We start from the raw sequence: 23,557 nt of genomic DNA, 5'->3' as shown, positions 1-23,557 counted from the left end.
CCATGACCTTTAGCTAGTTCTGCACGCACAAAGTGTCGCGGGTCAGATACCGCGAAGCTTTCGCCAATCGTTCAGAGCCTGGTTTTCTTCGGGAAGTACGACATCGCGGGTCAGTACAGCATCCGGACCGGGATCGGCAGCACCGGGGCTGTCGCTCTGCATGGTGCGCAAGGCCTGGATATTGCTCATGACCGTTGGCAGTTGCGTCATGGTTGAGCGGATATCCCGCTGAAAATCCTGAATTTTACTCTGGTGACGCGCGCCAAAGTAAAACGACACGATCACGCCCAGCAACCACCACAGCGGCTCTGGTACCAAGGCTATGCCCTGCATCCGTGCGGCAAACCATATTGGGTCGACCATGGCGGCAACGAACAAGCCAAGCGTACCCAATGCCAGCGCCGGGCGCGGCAACCTGTTCACGCCGTCCATGACACGGTCAAACAGACCCTTCTGAGGCGCCTGAAATTCGGAACCAAACTGTAACATGGCCTGAGTTTGAACCTCATTTGCGCGCACCGCGCTTGCTTCTGTGTTTTCACGATAGAGTTCTGCGGTTTCCTGCAAGACGTTGCGGCCGTTTCCAAACAGCAGCGCCAGCACACCTGAAATCAGCCCCATGCCGCGATCCTTTTGTTAAAATCGCTGTCCGAAAGGTGATAACGCGGCGAAAGAAATTCTTCGGCCCGTATTATCCAGCCGCCTTTGCCGCCTGATCGGCTACGCGCGTATTTTCTGGATGCAGGCCGCCGATCAGCAAGGCGAAAATAGTAATTTCGCCGCGCAATCCCGTAAGCGTCGCGCAAGACGCCGGGCTCTGGCTGCGCCGCGCTTTCGCAGGCCGCCACGGTTTGCGGGCCGATTATGCCATCGGCAGTGACGTTAAACCCCATTTCCTTTAGCAGCCGCTGAAGAATCTTCACCGCCTGCGCACCGGCATTCACATACATGTCGAAAACAGAGGCATGCAGGGTTTCGGGCAGCTCACCAATGCGCGGCTTGTCGAAATAATGCTGCACAAAGATGTCGACCGCTTGCCGAGGGGACAAAGCGCGCACATCCGCCTCGTCAATCCGGCCGTCGCCGGTCAGATCCAAGCCCAGCCTGCGCAGGGTGTGAATCGTGACCCCGAACTTGGTTGCTCCGCCCGGATCGTCGGGGTCATAAACAAAGCCCCCTTCACGGGCCACAATCTCTTTGGCAATTTGGCGTACCGTCTGCATACCACCCTCGTAACGTTAGGTGGCCACACCGTTTCCGACAGACATTAACGATTCAAAACGAAACGGAGCGCTGCATGCACCATGCACGCAACGCTCCGAAGCAGGTTCAGAGAGTTTATCAGCTTTCTTCCGCGCCTTTATAGACACCTTGCTCTTTCAGAGCGTCCATGACCTCTTTCGGCATGTAGGTTTCATCATGTTTGGCAAGAATTTCAGTCGCTTCAAAGACCCCGTTCACGTAACTGCCCGTGCCGATCATTCCCTGATTTTCCGAGAATAGATCAGGCAGAACACCTGTGAACGAGACCGGAACGCTTTCGCCACCATCCGTTACAACAAAACGAATGGTTTCGCCCTGTCCGCGAATGATCGAGCCTTCTTCGACCAAGCCGCCAATCCGGAACACTTCGGTTGGTTTCGGCGGCTCAGCAATCACCTCACTGGGTGAGCGGAAAAAGTTGATCCCGTCCTGCAATGCCCAGCCAATCAACGCTGTTGCCGCCACCAAGGCAACAACTGCCACCAGAATGACTTGTACGCGCCGACGTTTCTTGAGCGTTTTCATACCATCCTCACGGGAAAAGCGGGGCCATCATCAGGCCCAGAGTTTCATCTTCACCTAACATCAGGTTCGCGTTCTGCAAGGCTTGCCCACTGCTACCTTTTGTCAGGTTATCCAGCGCCGCAATCACAATTGAGCGCCGCTCAATCCTATCCGCCACAACACCGATATGACAGAAATTCGACCCCCGCACATGGTGGGTTGAAGGAGTCTCACCTATCGGCAGCATCTGGATGAACGGCTCGTCCGCGTAGGCTTTGGCAAGCGTTTCGTAGATGCTGTGCGGGTCGCCCTTCACATAGGTTGTGGCCAGAATACCCCTGTTTGCAGGGATAAGGTGGGGCGTGAACTGCACATGCACAGCCCGACCGGCAAGTTTCGAAAACTCCTGATCAAACTCGCCAAGATGTCTGTGCGTCCCTCCAACGGAATAGGCGTTGCTGCCTTCGCTCAGTTCAGCGTGCAGCAGGTTTTCCTTCAATGACCGCCCTGCCCCTGACACGGCGCATTTCAGGTCCAGAACGATATCGTCCAGATCAATGACCCCGGCAGATATCAGCGGCCGCAGAACATATTGCCCGGTCGCCGCATTGCACCCGGTGCCCGCAACAAGCCGTGCCCCCTTGATGTCTTCGCGGTAGAACTCGGTCAGACCATAGATCGCCTCTTCCTGCTGTTTTAGCGCGGTATGCGGATTGCCGTACCATTTTTCGTACTCGTCAGGGTCGGCCAGCCGGAAGTCGGCAGACAGGTCAATGATTTTCAGATCTTTCGGCAAGTCCCGGATCACTTCCTGACTGGTTTTGTGCGGCAAAGCGCAAAAACACAGGTCAACCTGCGAAAAGTCGATCTCGGAGATTTTGCACAGATCAGGCAGATCCATGTGGCGCAGATGCGGGAAAACCTGCGCCATGGTCATGCCAGCCTTACGTTCGGCGGCCAGCGCGACGATATCCATGTTCGGGTGCTCGGCGATCAGCCGCACCAGTTCAGCGCCGGTATAGCCCGAAGCGCCCAAAATTGCGATTTTATGGGTCATGTCAGACCTCTTTCACTTGAGTGTCACATGTTTCGACCGCCGATGTGACGGCCTTGAAATAAGGGAAGCAAAGTGGCTGCGTCCTTGACCTAAGTCAGGCAGCCTGGAACGTGATTTGTCGTCGGAGGAACTGCGTCGCCCGGTCGCTGACTACATTGGGTTTGCCAGTTGTCAGAAAACCACTCGGGCCCTCGCCCAACATGTTGGGGTGACGTTGCAGGTAATCTGCCAGACTGTCAGCAACAAGCGCACCCTGGCTGTAAACCTGCACATCGTCACCCAACGCCGCCTGGAATGCTTCGGCCATCAACGGGTAATGCGTGCAGCCCAGAATAGCAGCCTGAGGTTCTGGCATTTTGCGTTTCAGCGCATCCACATGGCTGCGCACCAAGGCTTCGGCCAGGATCATGTCACCGTCTTCTATGGCATCCACAACGCCGCCACATGCCTGTGCCTCGACATCTACTCCGATGGCCCGAAATGCCAGTTCCCGCTGAAAGGCCCTGCTGGACACGGTGGCAGGCGTTGCAAACAACGCCACATGTTTGACGGCCACTTCGCGCGGCGGAGAATTGTCGCCCCATTGCCGTTCGGTCAGTGCTTCGATCAACGGGACAAAAACGCCAAGAACGCGTTTGCCGCTGGGCACGCCTTCTTCCTGCATCCGCCGCAACGCTGCGGCGCTGGCCGTGTTGCAGGCCAGAATCACCAGATTGCAGCCACGCGACCACAGATCTTGAACCGCCTTGCGGGTCAGCTGATAGATATCCTCGGCATCACGCACACCGTATGGCGCGTGTGCACTGTCTGCAAAATACAGGAAATCAACGTCCGGCAGACGTTTCTGTGCGGCACTCAGGACGGTCAGACCGCCCAAACCGGAATCAAAGATACCTACTGCCATTAGATCACTCAGGCGCGATGCCGTTCCTCAAACTCATAGCCGTAATCATAAGACTTCAACGGCGTTGGAGACAGCTCATACGTGGCTTTGCGCAGGAAATCCATCATCTTGCGCGTATCCTTGCTGAGCGGGTCCAGAATGTCGCGCCTGATCGGCTCTCCGACTACGACCTTCACCGGTGTATCAACGCGTTTCTTGAACTCTTTGATCAGCAGGCCCATCCGCAAAGTACTGTGCAGATGGCTGGCGATCTGAAACAGACGAGAGGTGTGGCCATCAAAGAAAACCGGAACAACTGTGGCATTAGATTTCGCCACCATCCGCGCGGTAAACCCGCGCCAACCCGGATCCATGGGGTGGGAAAACGGCTTAACCCCGGTGCTGACCGTGCCGCCGGGAAAAATGCCGATCGCCCCGCCTTCGCCCAGATATGTGAGTGCGGTTTTGCGGGTCTCAAGGTTCAGCTGCATCGCCTCTTTCGTTTCATCAAACGAAATTGGCAGAATGATGCGATTCAGGTCTTCGGCCTTGCGAAACACCCGATGGGCCAGAATGCGGAAATCACCCCGCGTCTCGGACAGGATATGTCCCATCATCAGGCCATCCAGAATTCCGTAGGGATGATTGGCAATCAGGATCAGAGGACCGTCTTTCGGGATATTCGAAAGCGATCCCCCCGCCACGTCCAGTGTAAGCCCATAGCGTTCGACCATCACAGCCCAAAAGTCGCGCCCATTGGCAACGTCTTTCTCGTACCCGTCCGCGCGTTTGATCAGGCGCATACGGCCCGTCGTGTTCTCCATCAGCTTGATGACCATCCGCCCACCTTTGGTTTCGGCGGAATGCGCATAGGAAATGTCGCGAACGGCATGACGACGGGAAGGCATATGGGTCTCCGGTTTGCTGCCTGCAAAATAAGTGCAAGTAACGATTTTGCCTAGCTATCGTGACACGCTTGTGACGTTTTATTCCGCCGCAGCCTGCAACCCTGTCCCTCCGCCGCGAATGACGGCCAGCAACTCCTCGCGCCGTTTGGCTGCTTTGGCCTCGTTCTCGCGCAATACGGGGCCAAACCCACGGATATCCAGCGGCAAACGAGCCAGGGCAGCAATCGCATCGCGTGTTGTCTGCGATACAAGCGGCAGAACCTCGCGCATGTCCTTTTCATATTGACGGATCAACGCACGTTCCATCCTGCGTTCCGACGAATAGCCGAAGATATCCAGTGGCGTACCGCGCAGTGCCTTCAACCGGGTCAAAAGCTTCAGTGGGCCAAGGATGGCTTCGCCAAACGCACGTTTGCGGGGTCTGCCGTTGCTGCCCGATCCCCCCAAAAAGGGCGGGGCCAGATGGAACGTCATCTTGAAGTCGCCATCGAACTCGGCAGCCGCTTTGTCACGGCTTGTCAGAAGAAGGCGCGCGACTTCGTATTCATCCTTGTAGGACAAAAGCTTGTGATAGCCTTTTGCCACCGCCTCGCGGATATCCGCATCCTCAACACTGTCGACCAGCTTGCGATACCGTTTGGCCAGCCGCGCACTTTGGTAATCGGTCAGATGGCTTGCGCGGAATTCGATCTTCTGATCCAGCGATCTGGGCATCTCGGTCACGGTCGGGGACAGAATGGATTGCACTTCAGCGGGATGCAGAACGGCCCAACGCCCGATATCGAACGCACGCTTGTTCCGTTCAATCGTAGTTCCGTTCAATTCGATGGCATCAAAGATCGCCTGATGGCTGACGGGCAACAACCCCCGCTGCCACGCCGCGCCAAAGATCATCATGTTGGAATAGATCGAGTCGCCCATCACGGCGCGTGCCAACTCGGTCGCGTCAAACAGCGAGACACCTTCTTTTAACCGTGCCTGGAGGGCCAGTTCCAGCTGATCGGTAGGAATTCGGAACTCGGTATTGCGCGTAAAGTCGCCTGTTACCGTCTCATGGCTGTTCACAACGGCGCCTGTACGGCCTGTGCGCGTCAGGCCCAAAGTTTTGGCTCCAGCGGACACCACCAGATCACCGCCGATCAGCGCATGGGCTTCGCCGGTTGCGACACGGATGGCGCTGATGTCTTCGGGTGCGTTGGCCAGACGGCAATGGATGTGAACCGCGCCGCCCTTCTGCGCCAAGCCCGCCATTTCCATCATGCCCGCGCCTTTGCCGTCAATCTGGGCAGCCTGCGCAAGAATCGCGCCCAGCGTGACAACACCGGTTCCCCCGACACCCGTGATCACCACGTTATGGGTGCCGCTGATCTTGGGCAACACCGGCATCGGCAGGTCCGGCAAGTAGATTTCGGTCGTTGCCTCTTTACGGATCTTCGCCCCCTCAAGCGTGACAAAGGATGGGCAAAAGCCGTTCAGGCAGGAATAGTCCTTGTTGCAGCTTGACTGATCGATGGCGCGCTTACGCCCAAGTTCTGTTTCCTTGGGCACAATCGACACACAGTTCGACTGCACCCCGCAATCGCCGCAGCCTTCGCACACATCGGTATTGATAAACACACGCTTGTCAGGGTCCGGGAACGTGCCGCGTTTGCGGCGACGGCGTTTTTCGGCCGCACAGGTCTGAACATAAACGATGACCGAGACGCCCTCGATCTCGCGAAATTTCTCCTGCACCTGCATCAGTTCCGCACGCTCGAACGTCTGAACACTCGACGGCAAAGCCTTGAAGTTCACGTCTTCCTTTTCGTCATAGACCAGAGCAACCTCACAGACACCCATGGCCTTGACCTCGGCAACGATCCGTTCTGCGGTCAGATCGCCTTCATTCTCCTGCCCGCCCGTCATGGCGACGGCATCGTTGAACAGAATCTTGAAGGTGATGTTCGTGCCCGCTGACAACGCCGCGCGGATCGCCTGAACGCCCGAGTGGTTATAGGTGCCATCGCCAAGGTTCTGGAACACGTGTTTGGTGGTCGAAAACGGTGCCTCACCGATCCAGTTCGCGCCTTCACCGCCCATCTGGGTAAAGCCGGTGGTGTTCCGGTCCATCCACTGAACCATGTAATGACAACCGATCCCTGCATAGGCACGGCTGCCATCGGGGACTTTGGTCGAACTGTTATGCGGGCAGCCCGAGCAGAAATACGGAAGCCGCGTTGCAATTTCCTGTGCGTTGTCAGCCCGGCGTGCTTCGGATAATGAGGCCAGACCCGCACGAATACCATCGGTTTCGCGCCCTTCTTCGATCAGGATCTCACCCAGCTTTTCGGCAATCATGATCGGGTCCAGCGCGCCGCGGGTCGGGAACAGTTCATCGCGATGCAACGTACCGGCGCCGCCCTTGTACCACCCATAAACCCGGCGGCCGCGACGGTCGTCAAAGATAGCTTCTTTGACCTGAACTTCGATCAGCTTGCGCTTTTCCTCGACGATCACGATCAGGTCCAGTCCTTCGGCCCAGTCGTGGAACCCGACCATGTCCAGCGGGAAGGTTTGTCCCACCTTGTAGGTCGTGATCCCCAGCCGCTCGGCTTCGGACTCGTCGATGTTCAAAAGCGAGAGCGCATGGGTCAGGTCCAGCCAGTTCTTACCGGCCGCAACAAACCCGATCTTTGCACCCGGTTTGCCCCATATCCGCTTGTCCAGCTTGTTGGCATGTGAAAACGTCTCGGCTGCAAACCTCTTGTAATCGATGACGCGCGTTTCTTGCAGGTGCGGCGTGTCCCCAAGGCGGATATTCAAACCGCCTTCCGGCATATCGAAATCAGGTACGACAACCTGCATTCGGTCGGGGCGACCATCCACAACCGAAGTAACCTCGATTGTGTCCTTCATGGTCTTTAGCCCAACCCAAACCCCGGCAAAACGGCTGAGGGCATAGCCGTAAATTCCGTAGTCGAGGATTTCCTGCACGCCCGCCGGGCTGACGACAGGCATATACATATCCACCAGTGACCATTCGGACTGATGCAACACGGTCGAGCTTTCGCCAGTATGGTCATCACCCATCGCCATAAGCACACCGCCATGCTTGGCGGTACCGGCCATATTCGCGTGGCGCATGACGTCACCGGACCGATCTACGCCCGGCCCCTTGCCGTACCAAAGACCGAAAACCCCATCGAACTTACCGTCGCCGCGCAAGCCGGCCTGTTGGCTGCCCCACAGCGCTGTTGCCGCCAGATCTTCGTTCAATCCAAACTGAAACGTAACATCGCTTTCGGACAACGGCTTTTGCGCCCGCATCATCTGCTGATCAACAGCGCCCAGTGGCGAGCCACGATATCCAGTCACCAGCCCCGCAGTGTTCAGTCCCGCCTGCCGGTCTCTGGCCTTTTGCATCAGCATCAACCGGACAAGCGCCTGTGTTCCGTTCAGAAGAACGGGGCTTTTCTCAAGATCGAACCGGTCGTTTAACGTAATCTGTGGCTGACTCATCAGACGTCTCCCCTCGCCAGATCAGTGTGCATGTACTCAGCGCATTTTAGGTCATAATTTCTGACCTGTATAGGTTTTATGCACTGAACCGTAACGATTTCGGCCTTTGATTGTAGAACTTGTTACCTGTTTCATATAGGCGTTCGAAAAGATAACGAAAGTTGCGGCGATGGATTGGGACAAGCTTAGAATATTTCACGCGGTGGCCGATGCGGGCAGCCTCACACATGCCGGGGACAAGCTCAATTTGTCTCAATCCGCCGTGAGCAGACAGATCCGCGCGCTGGAAGAGTCATTGGATGCCACCCTTTTTCACCGTCACGCCCGGGGGTTGATTCTCACCGAGCAGGGTGAACTGTTGTTCGACGCCACATCCGCCATGTCAAAACGGCTGGACGCAGCAGCCGCGCGCATTCGCGACAGCGAGGAAGAGGTTTTTGGCGTTCTTCGGGTCACGACGACCTTTGGATTTGGCACGCTTTGGCTCGCCCCGCGCCTGCCCAAGCTTTATGAACAATTCCCTGATCTCAACATCGACCTGATGCTGGAAGAACGTGTTCTGGACCTCCCCATGCGAGAAGCGGATGTCGCCATTCGCATGAAGGAACCCAGTCAGGCAGATCTGGTGCGCAAACGCCTGATGACGGTTCAGATGGCGCTTTACGCTACGCAAAACTATATCGAAGCCCATGGTGGAATGCTGAAATCACTGGAGGATATCCAAAATCACCGGCTGATCTGTCAGACACCCGCGGCACCCCAAGTAGGTGCCAGTGCGGCCATGGTACGCCATCTTATGACCTACAATCCTGCTTCGCTGTTGACGGTGAACAACTACTTTGGCGTTCTTCAGGGTGTGTTGCACAATCTCGGGATTGGGGTTCTACCAGATTACGTCACACAGGATTTCCCGCATCTTGTGCCGGTTCTGTCGGATATCGAAACCGCTGACGTGCCGGTGTATCTGGCCTATCCCGAAGAACTTCGACATTCAAAACGTGTCGGGGCGTTCCGTGACTTTGTGCAGGACGAGATTATCGCACAGCGCAAACAGCTGAAAAAGATGGGGAAACTATAGCTATGCACACAAAGCATAGCGGGCATGAGGTCATTTCAGGGTTAATTTCCTTGAACGTTCACAAACTGACCCCTAAATGAGCACTCGAAGACGGTGATGCTGAAACGCTCATCATCTTCATACCTCCCTGTTGGACTATGGCCGAGCTTATTGCTCGGCCTTTTTTTTGCTCAAGGTGTTGTATCAAGTCAGCGAAAGCTCTGGGAAAAATACACGCATAGGCATATGATCCCAAAAAAAACGAAACAATTTCGTGTTCGAGGGAAAATCCATGTTCCACCTATTCCGCCTTGTGTTGGCGATTGTCTCCGCTTTATTTTTGGCGGTTCCGCTATATGCGCAAGACACCGGCTCAACATCCACAGTGACCATTCCAGACGATTTAACGCCTGAACAGGTCGACGGTCTTGTTGCCCGCATGTCAGATGATCAGGTGCGCGCAATTCTTTTGGAACGCCTAGATGCGGTTGCCGAAAAACAGGCTGCCGAGAAGGCGAACGTGGAAGACCCGCTAACCGAAATAAGCGAAATATGGGCCGAGATGGTGTCGTCCTGGACACACGTTCTGACCACGCTTCCAAATATCGTCACAGCACAGATAACTGCGTTTGGCAATTTCAGCGACACGTTTGGAACGAACGGTGTCTTTACCCTGTTTGGGCTTATTCTTTCTGTGTTGATTGCTGGTTTAATAGCCGAGAAGCTGTTCATTTTCCTGACCCGTCGCTGGCATGAAGCGACCGAAGTTGGGGAGGAGGCTGATCTCAAGGGAGCTGTCAGTTATCTGTTCCGCAGGTTCTGTCGCGAAATTGCCGGGCTGATCGTGTTCTATGTCGTCATTCGCGCGATTGGTCGCGGGATTCTGACACCCGAACAGATCACCTATGCCGGTCCGTTTGTGTTCTATCTGATCTGGATCCCGCGCCTGGGGGCTGCGGCCTCACGTTTTGTTCTGGCACCGGAGAAGCCCAAATATCGGTTGGTGAGTATTGACGATCATTGGGCAAAGTATCTGCATCGCAATCTGATCGGGTTGTTGATCCTGATCGGGTTCACGCTGTTTGTTGTGCGCTTCAACGCTCTTAATGGCGTGACAGGCGACGATACACGCATCGGCTTCTGGCTGAACGCGGCAACCCATGTCTACATCGCTATCATCGCATGGACCGCGCGCGAAGGGCTGTCTCAGATGATGCTGGGAACAGATCCGGATCACACGAAATTCGATGAAGAAGTTGCGCATTATTATCCCTACTTCGCCATTGGCGTTTCGGTGACAATCTGGCTGCTGGTCGAATTCCTGGTCGCGCAACGCGATCCATCGACGCTGAGATTGTTGGGTCGTGGTGCGCATTTCACAACCATGTTCTGGTTGCTGATTGCCCCTGCTCTCGACACGTTGATCCGCGGGCTGGTACGCCATTTGCAGCCGCCGATGTCTGGCGAAGGCCCGCTGGCCGAACGCGCTCATCGCGCGGCCAAGCGCAGCTACATCCGGATTGGGCGGGTCATTGCCGGGCTGATCATTGTCTTCATGATCGCCCGCACCTGGCATCTTGACCTACGCAATGTCGCCTCGGCCGGTGTCAGTGCCGAAGTTGGCGGTGCTGTCATTGAATTCCTTCTGATCATCGCAGTCGGCTACATCCTGAACGAGGTCGTCTCACTATGGATCAACCGCAGGCTGGCCAAAGAGCAGACCGCGGCTGAAGCGGTCGACGAGGAAGCAAGCGGTGAAGGCGGCGGTGCCGGGGGCTCTCGTCTGGCGACGGTTCTGCCGCTGATGCGGATTACGGCCCAGATCACCATCTCGGTTATCTTCGGTCTGCTGGCACTGGGTGCGCTGGGTATCAACATCACACCGCTTCTGGCCGGTGCCGGTGTTCTGGGTCTGGCCATCGGCTTTGGTGCTCAGAAACTGGTGGCGGATATCGTCGGTGGTGTTTTCTTCCTGATCGATGATGCCTTCCGCGTCGGCGAATATGTCGATGTGGGCGGAACCACAGGAACGGTCGAAAAAATCTCGATCCGTTCGATGCAACTGCGCCATCACAGGGGGCCTGTGCACACAATCCCTTATGGCGAAATCCAGAAGCTGACGAATTACAGCCGTGACTGGGTGATCATGAAGCTGAAATTCACCGTGCCCTTTGATACCGATCCCAACAAGGTCAAGAAAATCTTCAAAAAGATCGGGGCCGAGATGATGGAGGACGAAACCCACAAAGAAGGCTTTCTGCAACCGTTCAAATCGCAGGGCGTGTTCGACTTCGACGATGTCGGCATGATCATTCGCGGTAAATTCATGGCAAAGCCCGGCAAGCAGTTCACCTTGCGCAAGGAGATCTTCAACAAGGTCAAGGCCGAGTTCAAGGCCAACGGCATTGACTTTGCCCGCCGCGAGGTGCGCGTTGCAATTCCCGGGCTGGAAGAGGTCGAGCATCTGACGCCCGAACAGAAGACTGCTGTCGGCGCCGCAGCTGCTGCCGAGGTCAACAAAGACCAGGGATCGGCGTAGTCTTCAGGGTTTACGTCGGCGATTTGCAGCAGGACTGCTGTGCGGTTTAACGGAACCGGCCGTGATGCCGGTTCCGTTTTTCTTTGAAAGACGCGACCTGCGCCGTCTTGACCCTTTCCACACGCGCGCGCTTGCCCTACAAGGCGCGCAATCTCGGCCCACTTGGACACAGGACAGAAGATGCAAGAGCCCGCTATCACACCCGATCTGATTGCAGCACATGGGCTCAAGCCCGAGGAATATGACATGATCCTCGAGATCATCGGGCGTGAACCGACCTTTACCGAGCTTGGTATTTTCTCGGCGATGTGGAACGAACATTGTTCTTACAAGTCGTCGAAGAAATGGTTGCGCACTCTTCCAACCTCGGGGCCTCAAGTCATTTGCGGCCCGGGCGAGAATGCCGGTGTCGTGGATATCGGGGACGGTCAGGCCGTGGTTTTCAAGATGGAAAGCCACAATCACCCGTCCTACATCGAACCCTACCAAGGTGCGGCAACGGGTGTCGGCGGCATCCTTCGGGACGTGTTCACAATGGGCGCGCGCCCGATCGCTTCGATGAATGCGCTGTCCTTCGGTGAACCCGGCCACCACAAAACCCGCCAGCTGGTCAACGGCGTGGTCGAAGGTATTGGCGGCTATGGCAACTGTTTCGGTGTTCCCTGCGTTGGGGGCGAGGTCCGCTTTCACCCGGCTTACAACGGCAACTGCCTTGTGAACGCCTTTGCCGCCGGTTTGGCCGACAGTGACAAGATCTTCTACTCTGCCGCGTCGGGCGTGGGCATGCCGGTGGTCTATCTTGGTGCAAAAACTGGTCGCGACGGTGTTGGTGGCGCAACGATGGCCTCGGCCGAATTTGACGACACCATCGAGGAAAAACGCCCCACTGTTCAGGTGGGTGATCCCTTCACCGAAAAGCGCCTGATGGAAGCAACACTGGAGCTGATGCAGACCGGCGCCGTGATCTCGATTCAAGACATGGGTGCTGCGGGCCTGACCTGTTCCGCCGTTGAGATGGGCGACAAGGGTGGTCTGGGCGTGCGCCTGGATCTGGAAAACGTCCCCCAGCGCGAAGAGAATATGACAGCCTATGAGATGATGCTGTCCGAATCTCAGGAACGCATGCTGATGGTTCTCAAGCCCGAGCTTGAGGCCGAAGCCCGCGCCGTGTTCGAGAAATGGGACCTGGACTTTGCCATCGTCGGTGAAACGATTGCCGAGGATCGCTTCCTGATCATGCATAACGGTGAGGTCAAGGCCGATCTCGTCCTGTCCAAACTGTCTTCGACCGCGCCCGAATATGATCGCCCTTGGGTGCCGACGCCCGAAGCCGAAGACCTTGCCGAAGTGCCTCAGATCGACCCGATTGACGGCCTGCGTGCCCTGCTGTCGTCGCCCAACTACGCGGGCAAGCAGTGGGTTTATGAGCAGTACGACACGATGGTGATGGCGGATACAAACCGGACACCGGGCCTGGGTGCGGGTATGGTGCGTGTTCACGGCACCGACAAGGTGCTGGCGTTCACCTCTGACGTGACCCCGCGCTACGTCCGCGCCAACCCGGTTGAAGGCGGCAAACAGGCGGTGGCCGAAGCCTACCGTAACCTGACGGCTGTTGGGGCCAAACCGCTGGCCACAACAGACAACCTGAACTTCGGCAACCCGGAAAAGCCCGAAATCATGGGTCAGTTTGTCGGCGCCGTTCAGGGCATCGGCGCCGCAGTCGGCGCGCTGGACATGCCGATCGTATCCGGCAACGTGTCGCTGTATAATGAAACCGACGGTCAGGCGATCCTGCCAACGCCCACAATCGGCGCTGTCGGGCTGCTGAATCACAGCGATGAAATCATCGGCAACGAGGTGCGCGAGGGCCACGTGGCTTTGGTGATCGGCGAAACCAAAGGTCATCTGGGCCAGTCCGCCCTTCTGGCCGAGGTCTTCAACCGAGAAGATGGCGACGCGCCGCATGTGAATCTGGACGCTGAAAAACGCAACGGCGATTTCATTCGCGCCAATCGTGGAATGATCAAGGCCTGCACAGACCTGAGTGATGGGGGCCTTGCGCTTGCGGCCTTCGAACTGGCCGAGGCCGCCGGGGTAGGCGTGTGTCTGGATGATGCACCGACGGAATTTCTGTTCGGGGAAGATCAGGCACGGTATTTGGTCGCTTGCAACTTTGATCAGGCCGAAGCGTTGATGATCGCGGCGGGTCAGGCAGGTGTACCGCTGGTCTCGGTAGGTCGGTTTACTGGCGATACCGTCAGGATCGGCGGCTCGGAGGCCTCGTTAGAAGACCTGACGGCCGTTTTCCGCAACAGCTTTGCCGACGCCGTCGCCTGATCAGGCTGTTTAAATATCGCTCGAAACCTGCGCCCTGAATAAGCGCAGGTTTCGTCGTTTTGGCACATTCATGTGCCCTTGCGCGCCAGGTTCAAGCGCTCTACATCTTTGGAAAGACCTTCAGGAGTTACCTACATGCCGATGAGCGCCCATCAAATAGAACACCTGCTGCGAGAAGCCTTTCCTGATGCGGTCATTCAGGTTGGCGGCAACGACGGTGTTCATATGTCCGCCATGGTGGTGGACGAAAGCTTTCGCGGCAAAAACCGAGTTCAACAACAGCGCGCCGTCTATGCGGCCCTGAAGGGCAAGATGGATGGCCCGGATGGAGAGCTGCACGCACTGGCATTGACCACGAAAGTGCCTGAATAGTGGACGAACCGATAGGATGGGCTCTACTGAGACTAACCTTTCTGTTCTTAGACGTTATCAGCTCCTTGGCGATCCTGTTTTGTGATCTACCGAAGCTACTGAAATATGGGCCCAGATATTGGCGCGTCACAAGGAATATGAGACGGCGAAAACTCACACAGCGCGAAGGTTGAGAGTGCCCAATTATGAATGGCTTGTTGTTCTGGATAGGTTTATTTGCAGCATTGATAGTTGCCGCCGCGCTGATCGAAGCCTATGTCAAACGCAACCGAAAAAGAAAACTGTCCGATATGCGTCCGGATCCGGGTGAACTCAGCAAAATGGGCGGCCTTGAGAGATATGGGCTTGATCCGGTGAAAATGGCGCAGGCTGAACACCGGCAGCTTGAAACGGAAGGATGGGCACCCAGTTTGCCCAGTGATGGAACAATCCCCGCAGATGCGGATGAAAAGGGAAAACAAGATGACCGACGTTAAGACCCGGATCGACGAAACCGTCAAAGAAAACGATGTGGTGCTGTATATGAAAGGCACCAAGGAAATGCCGCAATGCGGGTTCTCCTCGCGCGTGGCTGGCGTGCTGAACTATATGGGCGTCGAGTACACGGATGTAAATGTTCTGGCCGACGAAGAAGTGCGTCAGGGGATCAAGGATTATTCCGACTGGCCAACTGTGCCCCAGCTTTATGTCAAAGGCGAGTTTGTTGGCGGTTGCGATATCATCACCGAGATGACCCTGTCGGGTGAACTGGATGCGTTGTTCGACGAAAATAATGTCGGCTACAACAAGGAAGCAGCCGACAAAATCCGCGAAGCAAACGCGTAATCCGGCCTACCGGCTGGAACAACCCCGATAGATCTCCTGCTCATTGGCGGCGCCCGCCGCCAAATAGCTAACCGACGCGTCCCACCCTTTCGAGCGCAGGATGTAGGTTCCACCTTCACCAAAGGACTCGTAGCGGATACCTGATCCGCTTTCGACCTGACGCATCACAACCAGAGAATTGTCTACCAAGGTTGCCGCTGCCCCTGTACTATCCGGTGCGTTGAAATAGGTGACAGGCAGCGGTATTCCGTTTTCGCAGGTGAAGGTGACAGACAGAATATCGATTTCGGCCAGTGCCGTTGTTGCGGGCATGACCAGCGCCGCAACACAGATGAATTTGCGCAGGACCTTCATCGTGCCTTTTTCTCCTCAACTACCGCGGCCAGCGCTTCGGCTCGTGCGGCCAGTTCGGCCAGCGTATCTGTAACAGATGGCGGAACCACAGCCACTTCGATGCGCTCAGGTTCGGGCGCCGGGGCGCTTCGCAGCGCCTGAAGCTCGGCTTCGGCTTCGGCCAGTTTCCCTTCGAGCGATTTGACCTTGTCCTCTGTTGCCGCAGTCTTGTCGGCCAGCATCAAGCCGGCCATCAGCAACATGCGGGATTCCGGCATACGACCGATCTGATCGGACAGCACCTGTGCCTCGTCGTCCAACACTTTGGCGGCAGCGTGCAGAAAGGGCTCTTCCCCGTCCCGGCAGGATACCTCAAAACCGCGCCCGCCGATATGAATGGTCACTTCGGGCATCACTCTACCTCACCTTCAACAAGTTTCGCCTGCGACAGCAGAGGTTCCAACCTTGCAAGAACTGCCTGCGCTTCGGCGGCGTCTGACGCCTGTGCTGCGCGCGTTGCTTCCAGTTCCGCGACGGTGGCCCGGTTCAGCAGCTCGGCATCTGCGACACCTTCGGCGGCGGCGGCGCGCAATTCCTCTATCGCAGTGCGCAACTGCTCGTTTGCCTTGCGCATCCGTTGCAGATCGTCGTCCAGTCGCGACATTGCAGCGCCGTGACTGGTCCGTTCAGCGCGCAGCATCTCAAGCTCGGCGCTCAGGTCGTCGACGCGGACTGTATCTGACAGTTCGTCCTTTAGACGGCTGTTTTCCGCTTTCAGCGCCTCCAGCTCGGTGCTGTTGTCCAATGCGGCCTTGGCTTCGGCCAATTCAGCGCGCGCGGCTTCGACCGTCGCGATTTTCGCACGGGCTTCTTCCAGCTCGGATCGCAGAGCGTCTGTTTCGGCTGTATTGGTCGGAGCGCTTCGCAACTCCTCAAGATCGGCTCTCAGCCCGTCCACTTCCTGTTCGTGCTGTTCCTTTAGGGTTCTCAGACGTTCCTGAAGCTGCGCGTTCGCAACTTTTTCATCTTCAAGCGCTGCCTGGAGGCCGTCATCCGGCCGGGCATCTACGGACGCGCCGCCCAATGCGTCGACGCCCGCTCCGATACGGTCCATCGCCGCAATAATGCGGTGCTGTAATTCCTCAAGTTGGCTCATGCCCCTGTCACCTCTTTATCAAGGTTCATTCTGTTGCGAAGCGATCCGAATCAAAATCGAATCCCGCCTGCCGCTAGTCTAACGGAATGCGACAGAAAATACCCACTGTTTGCTTTCAACTACTTGGACCACGCAGTTCACGCAATCCAAGCGGATAAACCCTGGTTCTGCTTGCACTTTGAGTGCTGAGTGGTATTGAGCCCGCAATCTGCTTTTTATCCAAAGGAACAACGCCCGTGGACCTGACTGCGCTGCGCAATGCCAACCCCGAACACTGGGACAAAGCTGCGGCCATCCGCACATTGACCCTTGATGCCGTCGCCGCTGCAAACTCCGGACATTCTGGTATGCCCATGGGCATGGCGGATGTCGCGACCGTCCTGTTCGAAAAGCATCTGAAGTTTGACGCCTCGGCCCCGAACTGGCCGGATCGTGACCGCTTCATCCTGTCCGCAGGCCATGGTTCGATGCTGGTCTATTCGTTGCTGTACCTTACGGGATATGAAGATGTAACGCTGGAGGAGATCAAGAATTTCCGCCAGCTGGGCGCAAAAACCGCAGGCCACCCAGAAAACTTTCTGGTCGCTGGTGTTGAAACCACGACCGGACCGCTGGGTCAGGGTATCTCGAACGCCGTGGGCTTTGCGATGGCCGAGGAAATCCAGCGCGCGCATTATGGCAAGAAGGTTGTAGACCACTATACCTATGTCATCGCGGGCGACGGCTGCCTCATGGAAGGCGTAAGCCAGGAGGCAATCACCCTGGCCGGTCGTCACGAGCTGAGCAAGCTGATCGTCTTCTGGGACAACAACAACATCACCATCGACGGCACCGTCGACATCGCCGACCGCACCGATCAGGTTCGTCGCTTTGCGGCCTCGGGCTGGCATGTGATCGAAATCGACGGTCATGACCCCAAGGCCATCGACGCGGCCATCGTTCAGGCGAAGAAGTCGAAAAAGCCGACCATGATCGCGTGTAAAACCCACATTGCTCTGGGCCACGCGGCGCAGGACACGTCAAAAGGGCACGGCGCGCTTACCGATGCGGATCAGCTGAAGGCCGCCAAGAAGGCTTATGGCTGGGTGCATGACGCGTTTGACGTGCCTGCCAATGTCAAATCCGCATGGGAAGCTATCGGTGCGCGTGGCGCTGCCGAGCGTTCGGAATGGGAAGCGCGTTTCGCACAACTGTCCGAGCGTAAGCAGGCTGAGTTCACCCGCGCCTATGCGTTCGAGGCCCCCAAGCGTCTGGCCGGAGCCATTCGCGCCTTCAAAAAGCAGATGTCCGAAGACCAGCCGAAACTGGCCACCCGTTCGTCGTCGGAGAAGGTCCTGAACGTTGTAAACCCGATCATGACCGAAACCGTTGGCGGTTCGGCGGACCTGACCGGGTCAAATAACACAAAATCGGCCGATATGGGCGTGTTCCTTCCGGAAAACCGCAAGGGTCGCTATATCCATTATGGTATCCGTGAACACGGCATGGCGGCGGCGATGAACGGCATGGCGCTGCATGGTGGTATCCGCCCCTATGGCGGTACATTCATGGCCTTCACCGATTATGCCCGCCCGTCCATGCGTCTGGCGGCGCTGATGAAGATCCCTTCGGTTTTCGTGATGACCCATGACTCGATCGGTCTGGGCGAAGACGGCCCGACCCACCAGCCTGTCGAGCATCTGGCGATCTCGCGTGCAACCCCCAACACTTTTGTCTTCCGCCCGGCTGACACCATTGAAACGGCCGAGGCATGGGAACTGGCGCTGACCTTCAAGGACAGCCCCTCTGTCCTGTCGCTGACCCGTCAGGGTGTTCCAACGGTACGTACCGAGCACAAGACCAAGAACCTGACCGCACAAGGTGCTTACGTTCTGGCCGAAGCAGAAGGTAAGCGTCAGGCAATCCTGATCGCCACAGGTTCCGAAGTGTCGCTGGCCATGGAAGCCAAAGCGATGCTCGAGGCCGAGGGCATCGGCACCCGCGTCGTCTCGATGCCGTGCATGGAGCTGTTCGCACAGCAGGATGAAGCCTACCGCAAGCGCGTCCTTCCGGCGGGTCCGGTCCGCGTTGTTATCGAAGCCGCGGTTCGCGCTGGTGGCTGGGATCGTTGGTTGCTGGGTGAACGTGGCCGCGAAGCCAAAGCCGGATTCATCGGCATGTCCAGCTTTGGTGCCTCGGCCCCTGCGGGAGAACTGTACAAGCATTTCGGCATCACCGCCGAAGCAACCGTTGCAAAGGTCAAGGAATTGTTGGGGCTGTAAATCAGTCCCACCTGATCGAGCAAAGGGCGGCCTTGGCCGCCCTTTTCATTTGGGTTCAATGTGTTTTAGTATTCTTTGAAAGCAACGGGGCAACCAGCTTGGTTGCCAACGGGATCAGAACAAACCCCCATGCCAAGCCAAAAACACCGTCCATGGTTGCTTTGGCGATCCACTCGACAACATTCGTCCATTCCTCGGAAACCGTATGCCCAATAGCATAGGCCCAGTCATGGATGTGATGCGCCAGCCAACCAAAGCCCAACACCTCCATCCCGTGGATGACGATCGAGCCCCCCACCCACAGCATCGCCGCTGTTCCGACAATGGACAGTGTTTTCATCACCCCGGGCATTGCCTTGACCAACCCTCGGCCCAGACCGCGACCGATAGGTGTCGGCGCGTTCTGCGCCAGATAAAGCCCAACATCATCCATCTTCACGATCAGAGCCACCGACCCATAGACGGCCACCGTCACGCCGATCCCCACAACGGCCAGCGTCGCGGCCTGCATCCATAGGTTCGGGGCTTCGATCGCCGCCAGTGCAATGGTCATAATCTCGGCAGACAGAATAAAATCGGTCTTGATCGCGCCCTTGACCTTCTGCTCTTCCAGATGGCCCGGGTCCCGGTTTTTCATATCCTCTTCAATGACATGGCTACCATGAGGAAACAGGACGTGAAAAATCTTCTCGGCGCCTTCAAAACACAAATATGATCCACCCAGCATCAACAGTGGGGTGATCAGCCACGGGGCGAAATTGGCCAGCAACAAGGCCACCGGCAACAGGAGTATGATTTTGTTGAAAACCGAACCGCGCGCGATACGCCAGATGATCGGCAATTCGCGCGCCGGGGCAAAGCCCTGAACGTATTTTGGTGTTACCGCAGCGTCGTCAATGATTACGCCTGCAGTCTTGGCCCCTGCCTTGCCTGCCGCTGCCACGACATCATCCACCGATGTCGCCGCGACCTTGGCGATCCCGGCCACATCGTCCAACAAGGCCAAAAGACCACTCATCGCGTTTCCTTTCCCGTTCGCTGCCGCATCCGGACCCTACCTGATCCAACGGCTAGCGCAAGCGTTAGCGCAACCGTCGCAGGTTTGCGCTAACACCTTAAAAATATGCCGTTTTTGCCCTTTTGAGATTCCCATTTCGCCGCTATATGGCCCTCAACGCAAGCGCATCAGGAGACGTCACATGACCATCAAGGTCGGTATCAATGGTTTTGGCCGTATTGGCCGCTGCACCCTGTCGCACATCGCCGCGTCGGGGCGTAACGACATCGAAGTGATCAAAGTCAACGCAACCGGCCCATTGGAAACCTCTGCGCATCTGCTGAAATATGACAGCGTTCATGGGCGTTTCCCGCGCGAAGTTTCAATCGAAGGCAACACGATGGATCTGGGTCGTGGCCCAATGCAGATGTTTTCGACCTACGATATGAACGAACTGGACTGGGACGGCTGTGACGTCGTTCTGGAGTGCACCGGTAAATTCAATGATGGCACCAAGGCCAAAACACATCTGGATCGCGGTGCGGGCAAGGTGCTGCTGTCCGCCCCCGGCAAAAATGTGAACAAGACCATCGTTTTTGGTGTGAACCACAACACCCTGACCGCAAATGACAACATGGTGTCGAACGGCTCTTGCACAACAAACTGCCTGGCCCCGCTGGCCAAGGTGCTGGACGAGGGTGTCGGCATTGAACATGGCATCATGACCACCATTCACGCCTATACCGGAGACCAGCCCACGCTGGACCGTCGCCACAGCGACCTCTATCGCGCCCGCGCTGCCGCAATGTCGATGATCCCGACCTCAACCGGTGCTGCCAAAGCTTTGGGTGAAGTTCTGCCAAACCTGAAAGGCCGTCTGGACGGGTCTGCCATCCGGGTCCCTACCCCGAATGTTTCAGCGGTTGACCTGACGTTCCGTGCGTCGCGTGACACCTCGGTGGCTGAGATCAACGCAATCGTCGAAGAAGCAGCCAAAGGCCCGATGCAGCGTGTTCTGGGATATGAGCCCGCGCCGCTGGTATCAACCGATTTCAACCACACCGAAGAAAGCTCGATCTTCGCACCCGACCAGACCCGCGTCGTCAATGATCGCATGGTGCGCGTGCTGGCCTGGTATGACAACGAGTGGGGCTTTTCGGTTCGCATGGCAGACGTAGCCGTCGCCATGGGCCGCCTTAACTGACCCTTCGGACTTCGCTTGTACGTTGGTGCCCGCTCAGGTTATCTGAGCGGGCATTTTCATTCGGAACCGACATGAACAATCAAATTGCTATGTGGCTTGGCGTCCTATTGCTTGGGGGCATGATGCTGGACGTGGCCTTGTATGGTACCGAGCACATGTTGTTCCTCGGCAAGAAGCTTTACGACTTTCTGGACTGGCTCGCTTTTTGGCGATGACAGAGGTTTTTCTTGACATTTCTCTTGATCTGTAATTGTTAGCGCTAACTCATATAACTGAGATATTTGTACGGAGCGAACCATGACCCTGAAACTAGCGATCAACGGATTTGGACGGATCGGGCGCGGGGTTCTGCGCGCGGTGATGGAAAGCGGACGTACAGACGTTGAGATCGTCGCGATCAACGACTTGGGCAAACCCGACATGAACGCGCATCTATTCGAGTTTGACAGTGTTCATGGCCGTTATCCCAACCCTGTCACGCTTACAGACGCCGGCATGGATGTGGGGCGCGGCCCGATCCGCCTGAGTAGTGAGCGTAATCCCGAAGACCTGCCTTGGTCTGATATCGACGTTGTTCTGGAATGCACCGGGGTTTTCCGCACCCGCGAAGCAGCGGAACGTCACTTCAAGAACGGATCGCGGAAAGTCCTGATCTCAGCCCCTGCACGGGGTGACGGCGGTGTGAAAACCATCGTCTTTGGTGTCAACGATAACGAACTGACCGCCGACGATCTGATCGTATCGAACGCATCCTGCACCACGAATTGCCTTTCTCCGGTTGCCGCAGCTTTGGACGCTGGTCTTGGCATCAAACATGGCAACATGACCACCGTTCACGCCTATACCGCCAGCCAGCCGGTGCATGACACAGTTGGAAAAGACCCCTACCTGTCGCGCGCCGCAGCCCTGTCGATGATCCCCACTACAACCGGTGCAGCCGCCGCTGTGGGGCTGGTACTGCCGCAACTCAAGGGCAAATTGACCGGTCAGGCCATCCGGGTACCAACTCCGAATGTTTCGGTCGTTGATCTGGTTGCCGAGGTTTCGCGCCCAACGACCGAAGATGAGGTCAATCAACTTTTCATTGACGCCGCAGCAAAGATTCCCGGTGTTCTGGCGGCGGAAAGCCGTCCTCTGGTCTCGGTCGATTTCAACCACGACTCGCACAGCTCGACGGTGTCACTGGCAGAAACCAAAGTCACCGACGGCACGCTGGTTCGCGTGCTGGCCTGGTATGACAACGAATGGGGCTTTTCGAACCGGATGCTGGATACGGCCGCCGCGATGGGTGCCCTAGCCTAACCGCTCGCGCAGTGCGGCATTGACACGGGGCGTGACAAACTTTGACACGTCCCCGTTCAAGCGGGCAATTTCTTTCACCAGTTTTGAAGCAATCGCCTGATGGCGTGCTTCGGCCATCAAAAAAACAGTCTCGATCGAGTCGTCCAGTGCGCGGTTCATGCCAACCATCTGGAATTCATACTCGAAATCCGCGACAGCGCGCAAACCGCGTACAATGATCTGCGCACCGACATCCCTTGCGCAATCGATCAAGAGATTTTCGAAGGGATGAGCGATGATTTCCGTGCCGGTTTGTTCGGTCAGTTCGGCGCATTCGGCCTCGATCATGGCGACGCGCTCTTCCAGCGAGAACAACGGGCCTTTGTCCCGGTTGATGGCGACGCCAATGACCAGTTTATCCACCAATGCCGCCGCCCGGCGAATGATATCGATGTGCCCTATGGTGATAGGGTCAAAGGTTCCCGGATACAAACCAACCCGCATCGCGCCCTCCTGCGCAACAAAATTTCTGCGCAAGCAAACACAACTTTGCTGCAGGTGCAAGTGATTGCTTTGGCACCCCTTGCTGTCAGTGCCCCATTATCATGCCTTCCAGGGCGTCTTTTTCCATCGCCAGTTCGGCCAGTTGGGCCTTTACCACGTCACCAAGTGTGACGATGCCGATCAGTTTACCGTCTTCGACAACCGGCATATGGCGAAAGCGCCCTTCTGTCATGCGGGCCATGATATCCTGAACTGAGGCCTGACGCGTCGTCGTGATCAGATCCTGCGTCATGTAGGATTTTACAGGCTGGTCGAGACAGCCACTACCGCTGGCGGCAAGCTCGCGGACGATGTCGCGTTCAGACAGAATTCCAATAGCGGTTTCTCCGCCATCGTCCGAAATAACAACCGTCCCGATCCGCTTTTCCGCAAGAATTTTCGAGGCTTCTGAAACTGTCGCCGTTGGCGCCACCGTTACAACGCCGTTTGTCGCTTTGGACGTCAGGATAGCCTGTACCAACATGAAGAATTCCTCCGGAATAATAACACTTTTTCCAAAGAGTTGCGCGATTGTG

General features: G+C 56.7%; 23 protein-coding genes. 10 read left to right on the top strand and 13 right to left on the bottom strand.

Annotated elements, in window-relative coordinates; all coding sequences use genetic code 11:
* Positions 1 to 42 precede the first annotated feature (42 nt).
* From AC2FNC_RS01730 to AC2FNC_RS01700, 7 genes are all read right to left on the bottom strand, one after another.
* On the bottom strand, positions 43 to 621 hold the full coding sequence (locus AC2FNC_RS01730) for a holin family protein (RefSeq protein WP_496714486.1): 579 nt from the start codon (positions 619 to 621) through the stop codon (positions 43 to 45).
* Positions 612 to 1,223 carry a holin-associated N-acetylmuramidase gene (locus AC2FNC_RS01725; RefSeq protein WP_480553424.1) on the bottom strand — a complete coding sequence of 204 codons (612 nt, stop codon included), beginning with the start codon at positions 1,221 to 1,223 and terminating at the stop codon, positions 612 to 614. Before AC2FNC_RS01725 ends, AC2FNC_RS01730 begins: the two co-directional genes overlap by 10 nt.
* A gap of 118 nt (positions 1,224 to 1,341) precedes the next feature.
* Positions 1,342 to 1,788, bottom strand: coding sequence for a cytochrome c maturation protein CcmE (gene ccmE, locus AC2FNC_RS01720; protein ID WP_209504023.1), 447 nt, complete (start codon positions 1,786 to 1,788; stop codon positions 1,342 to 1,344).
* Positions 1,789 to 1,795: 7 nt separating this feature from the next.
* Positions 1,796 to 2,824: an N-acetyl-gamma-glutamyl-phosphate reductase gene (gene argC / locus AC2FNC_RS01715; protein ID WP_480553420.1), complete on the bottom strand. Its 1,029-nt coding sequence runs from the start codon at positions 2,822 to 2,824 to the stop codon at positions 1,796 to 1,798.
* Positions 2,825 to 2,918: 94 nt separating this feature from the next.
* On the bottom strand, positions 2,919 to 3,728 hold the full coding sequence (gene murI, locus AC2FNC_RS01710; protein WP_496714483.1) for a glutamate racemase: 810 nt from the start codon (positions 3,726 to 3,728) through the stop codon (positions 2,919 to 2,921).
* A gap of 8 nt (positions 3,729 to 3,736) precedes the next feature.
* Entirely contained in the window at positions 3,737 to 4,615 is an 879-nt protein-coding gene (locus tag AC2FNC_RS01705) for a lysophospholipid acyltransferase family protein (protein WP_480472591.1), read from the bottom strand.
* Between the two features lie 78 nt (positions 4,616 to 4,693).
* Complete coding sequence (locus AC2FNC_RS01700) at positions 4,694 to 8,113, bottom strand: indolepyruvate ferredoxin oxidoreductase family protein (protein ID WP_496714481.1); 3,420 nt, start codon at positions 8,111 to 8,113, stop codon at positions 4,694 to 4,696.
* Between the two features lie 169 nt (positions 8,114 to 8,282).
* Between AC2FNC_RS01700 and AC2FNC_RS01695 the strand changes: the two genes are divergently transcribed.
* From AC2FNC_RS01695 to grxD, 6 genes are all read left to right on the top strand, one after another.
* A complete protein-coding gene (locus AC2FNC_RS01695; protein ID WP_480472587.1) occupies positions 8,283 to 9,191 on the top strand; it encodes a LysR family transcriptional regulator in 909 nt (302 codons plus the stop codon).
* 271 nt (positions 9,192 to 9,462) lie between these two features.
* Positions 9,463 to 11,709, top strand: coding sequence for a mechanosensitive ion channel family protein (locus tag AC2FNC_RS01690; protein ID WP_480623079.1), 2,247 nt, complete (start codon positions 9,463 to 9,465; stop codon positions 11,707 to 11,709).
* 180 nt (positions 11,710 to 11,889) lie between these two features.
* Positions 11,890 to 14,049, top strand: coding sequence for a phosphoribosylformylglycinamidine synthase subunit PurL (gene purL / locus AC2FNC_RS01685; RefSeq protein ID WP_480493260.1), 2,160 nt, complete (start codon positions 11,890 to 11,892; stop codon positions 14,047 to 14,049).
* A 135-nt stretch (positions 14,050 to 14,184) separates the two neighbouring features.
* Complete coding sequence (locus tag AC2FNC_RS01680; RefSeq protein WP_480472581.1) at positions 14,185 to 14,421, top strand: BolA/IbaG family iron-sulfur metabolism protein; 237 nt, start codon at positions 14,185 to 14,187, stop codon at positions 14,419 to 14,421.
* 185 nt (positions 14,422 to 14,606) lie between these two features.
* Positions 14,607 to 14,897 carry a hypothetical protein gene (locus AC2FNC_RS01675; protein ID WP_480553410.1) on the top strand — a complete coding sequence of 97 codons (291 nt, stop codon included), beginning with the start codon at positions 14,607 to 14,609 and terminating at the stop codon, positions 14,895 to 14,897.
* Positions 14,884 to 15,246 (top strand): Grx4 family monothiol glutaredoxin, encoded by a 363-nt coding sequence (grxD, locus tag AC2FNC_RS01670; protein WP_496714477.1) that lies wholly within the window; start codon positions 14,884 to 14,886, stop codon positions 15,244 to 15,246. The genes AC2FNC_RS01675 and grxD overlap by 14 nt, the downstream gene beginning before the upstream one ends.
* A gap of 6 nt (positions 15,247 to 15,252) precedes the next feature.
* Here the strand turns inward: grxD and AC2FNC_RS01665 are convergent, their stop codons facing one another.
* Genes AC2FNC_RS01665 through AC2FNC_RS01655 form a run of 3 tightly spaced genes read right to left on the bottom strand, consistent with a single transcriptional unit; the run spans position 15,253 to position 16,735 of the window.
* Entirely contained in the window at positions 15,253 to 15,600 is a 348-nt protein-coding gene (locus AC2FNC_RS01665) for an MliC family protein (RefSeq protein WP_480553408.1), read from the bottom strand.
* Positions 15,597 to 15,992 (bottom strand): cell division protein ZapA, encoded by a 396-nt coding sequence (locus tag AC2FNC_RS01660; protein WP_480472573.1) that lies wholly within the window; start codon positions 15,990 to 15,992, stop codon positions 15,597 to 15,599. The genes AC2FNC_RS01665 and AC2FNC_RS01660 overlap by 4 nt, the downstream gene beginning before the upstream one ends.
* Positions 15,992 to 16,735, bottom strand: coding sequence for a hypothetical protein (locus AC2FNC_RS01655; RefSeq protein WP_480553407.1), 744 nt, complete (start codon positions 16,733 to 16,735; stop codon positions 15,992 to 15,994). The genes AC2FNC_RS01660 and AC2FNC_RS01655 overlap by 1 nt, the downstream gene beginning before the upstream one ends.
* Before the next feature lie 236 nt (positions 16,736 to 16,971).
* On the opposite strand from AC2FNC_RS01655, the gene tkt reads away from it, so the two are divergent.
* Positions 16,972 to 18,996, top strand: a complete 2,025-nt coding sequence (gene tkt / locus AC2FNC_RS01650; RefSeq protein WP_496714474.1) for a transketolase — start codon at positions 16,972 to 16,974, stop codon at positions 18,994 to 18,996.
* A 55-nt stretch (positions 18,997 to 19,051) separates the two neighbouring features.
* Here tkt and AC2FNC_RS01645 read toward each other — a convergent pair whose 3' ends face one another.
* Positions 19,052 to 20,014, bottom strand: a complete 963-nt coding sequence (locus tag AC2FNC_RS01645; RefSeq protein ID WP_496714473.1) for a DUF808 domain-containing protein — start codon at positions 20,012 to 20,014, stop codon at positions 19,052 to 19,054.
* A gap of 181 nt (positions 20,015 to 20,195) precedes the next feature.
* Between AC2FNC_RS01645 and gap (AC2FNC_RS01640) the strand changes: the two genes are divergently transcribed.
* The 3 genes from gap (AC2FNC_RS01640) to gap (AC2FNC_RS01630) all read left to right on the top strand — a co-directional run bounded on the left by gap (AC2FNC_RS01640) (position 20,196) and on the right by gap (AC2FNC_RS01630) (position 22,499).
* Complete coding sequence (gene gap / locus AC2FNC_RS01640; RefSeq protein WP_496714471.1) at positions 20,196 to 21,197, top strand: type I glyceraldehyde-3-phosphate dehydrogenase; 1,002 nt, start codon at positions 20,196 to 20,198, stop codon at positions 21,195 to 21,197.
* A gap of 71 nt (positions 21,198 to 21,268) precedes the next feature.
* On the top strand, positions 21,269 to 21,412 hold the full coding sequence (locus AC2FNC_RS01635) for a hypothetical protein (RefSeq protein WP_480493268.1): 144 nt from the start codon (positions 21,269 to 21,271) through the stop codon (positions 21,410 to 21,412).
* A gap of 82 nt (positions 21,413 to 21,494) precedes the next feature.
* The gene (gap, locus tag AC2FNC_RS01630; RefSeq protein ID WP_480516901.1) at positions 21,495 to 22,499 is read left to right on the top strand and encodes a type I glyceraldehyde-3-phosphate dehydrogenase; all 1,005 of its coding nucleotides are present in this window, start codon (positions 21,495 to 21,497) and stop codon (positions 22,497 to 22,499) included.
* Here the strand turns inward: gap (AC2FNC_RS01630) and coaD are convergent.
* The gene (gene coaD / locus AC2FNC_RS01625) at positions 22,491 to 22,982 is read right to left on the bottom strand and encodes a pantetheine-phosphate adenylyltransferase (RefSeq protein WP_209596116.1); all 492 of its coding nucleotides are present in this window, start codon (positions 22,980 to 22,982) and stop codon (positions 22,491 to 22,493) included. The two genes, gap (AC2FNC_RS01630) and coaD, sit on opposite strands and share 9 nt — an antisense overlap.
* Before the next feature lie 85 nt (positions 22,983 to 23,067).
* Positions 23,068 to 23,505 (bottom strand): CBS domain-containing protein, encoded by a 438-nt coding sequence (locus tag AC2FNC_RS01620; protein ID WP_480472559.1) that lies wholly within the window; start codon positions 23,503 to 23,505, stop codon positions 23,068 to 23,070.
* Positions 23,506 to 23,557 lie beyond the last annotated feature (52 nt).

The organism is Ruegeria sp. BHSA123, from assembly GCF_059613425.1.
This window is presented reverse-complemented; position numbering and strand designations above follow the sequence as displayed.